Consider the following 1,304-nt stretch of genomic DNA (forward strand, 5'->3'; position numbering starts at 1 on the left):
TGGACCGCCCCGAGTTCAGTGGAGGCTCGGTTCTCTGGTTTCCAGCATCGTCGACGCTGTGTTCTGACGGTAGTAGTTGTTCTCGCGCTCGGCGGGTGGGATGTCGCCGAGCTCGGTGTGCAGGCGGCGGTTGTTGAACCAGTCGACCCACTCCAGGGTCGCGATCTCGACGTCGTCCAGGGTCCGCCAGGGTCCGCGGCGGCGGATCAACTCGGTCTTGAACAGCCCGATCGTGGACTCGGCCAGGGCGTTGTCGTAGGCGTCGCCGACGGTTCCGATCGAGGCCCGCATGCCCAACGCCGCGAGGCGCTCGGTCAGCGCCAGACTCACATATTGAGAGCCGGCATCGGTGTGGTGGATCAGACCGGTCAGGTCGGTGACCCCGGCCCGCCCGCGAGCCCAGGCGGCCATGTCCAGGGTGTCGGTGACCAGGTCTGCGCGCATTGAGGTGTCGGCCTTCCAGCCCACGATCATCCGCGAGTAGACATCGATCACGAACGCGACGTAGCTGAACCCAGCCCACGTCCGGACGTAGGTGAAGTCAGCCACCCACAGCTGGTTCGGGGCCGTGGCGGTGAAGGCGCGGTTGACCAGGTCCCCGGCCCGGGCTCCGTCCTTGCCCGGGATCGTGGTGCGCTTCGCGCGGCCCCGGACCGCCCCGTGCAGACCGGCGGTCCGCATCAGGCGCTCGACCCGGCAGCGCCCGACCGGCCGGCCAAGGCGGTGCAGGTGCTTCCACATCTTGCGCGCCCCGTAGACCCCGTAGTTCGCCGCGTGCTCAGCGGTGATCACCTCGGTCAGCGCGACGTCACCGACCGAGCGGGCTGAGGGCGGGCGGGACTTGGCTGCGTAGTAGGTGCTCGGGGCGACCTGCAGCTGGGTGCAGATCGGCTCGACCCCGAATTCCTCGCGGTGCTTGTCGATGTACTCGACGATCACCGTTGTGGGCGGTCGAGCTCCGCCGCAAAGAAAGCCGACGCGCTCTTGAGGATCGCGTTGGCCCGCCGCAGCTCACGGTTCTCCCGCTCGAGCTCGGCCAGCCGTTGCGCGTCCGACGTGCTCGTTCCGGGTCGGTCGCCGGCATCGATCTCGGCCTGGTTGACCCAGTTCCGCAGCGTCTCAGGGTTGATGCCGAGCTGGTCGCCGATCCGGCGAAGCGCTCCGACCCGCGTCGCGGGATCACGCCGCGCCTCGACCGCCATCCTGATCGCTCGCTCCCGAAGCTCGTCCGGGTACTTCCTCGGTGCTGCCATGACTCTCATCCTCCGTGGATTGAGAGCCTCTACGGAACCCGGGGCGGTTCA

At 68.3% G+C, this 1,304-nt stretch carries 1 protein-coding gene and 1 other annotated feature; the gene reads right to left on the reverse strand.

What is annotated here, in order from left to right:
- Positions 1–15: 15 nt before the first annotated feature.
- Positions 16–1,253, reverse strand: a protein-coding gene (locus tag M1R94_RS20180; RefSeq protein WP_249383524.1) for an IS3 family transposase whose coding sequence is annotated in 2 segments (ribosomal slippage) — positions 16–974 and positions 974–1,253 — 1,239 coding nt in all. Because the reading frame shifts where the segments join, the coding sequence is not laid out codon by codon here.
- Positions 862–975 (reverse strand) — a sequence feature (AL1L pseudoknot). (Overlaps the previous gene by 114 nt.)
- Positions 1,254–1,304: the final 51 nt, after the last annotated feature.

Origin of the sequence: Actinotalea alkalitolerans (genome assembly GCF_023369855.1) — a bacterium.
Lineage (GTDB): Bacteria > Actinomycetota > Actinomycetes > Actinomycetales > Cellulomonadaceae > Actinotalea.